Raw genomic sequence first — 513 nt, 5'->3', positions numbered from 1 at the left:
TTCTCAGGGCGTCTTCGGAAGCCCTGCCGTTCCCCGAAGTTTCGAAACGCATGTTATGAAACCGAGCAAATACAATATAACGATCGACAACGAAGACGGATATGTCGTTTACAACACGCTGAACGACAGTCTGATGCTGTGTACGCCCGAAACCATGGCGCTGCTCGAAGGGTATCGGGACCGTATGGACGATTGCGAACGGGTGCATCCGTTGCTCTGCCGTTGTTTGACGGAGAAGTGGTTTGTCGTGTACGAAGACAAGAGGTTCCGCTGTTTGGATTCGAATAAAATATAACTGTATATGAATACGGTCCGTCTTCTTTTCATATCCGTTCTATTAGTTGGATTTCCGGGATGGTCGGAATCGAGAGCACAGTCTCGGTCGCCGGGAGGTTCGGTTTCGGGATATGTGCGGGATACGACGGGCCGTGGCATCCCCCACTGTACCGTGAGCCTGCTTCGCTATTCGGACACGACTGAATTGTGCGGGACCACGAGCGACACGTGCGGTTT

1 protein-coding gene is annotated in these 513 nt (G+C 52.2%); it reads left to right on the top strand.

The features are described from left to right. Positions 1–55 precede the first annotated feature (55 nt). Positions 56–295 (top strand): hypothetical protein, encoded by a 240-nt coding sequence (locus tag BN3659_RS05005; protein WP_091535075.1) that lies wholly within the window; start codon positions 56–58, stop codon positions 293–295. The last annotated feature ends 218 nt before the right edge of the window (positions 296–513 follow it).

This window comes from Alistipes sp. CHKCI003, assembly GCF_900021155.1.
GTDB classification, from domain to species: Bacteria; Bacteroidota; Bacteroidia; order Bacteroidales; family Rikenellaceae; genus Alistipes; species Alistipes excrementavium.
Note: the sequence above shows the minus strand (reverse complement) of the source record. Positions and strands in the feature narration are given on the sequence as shown.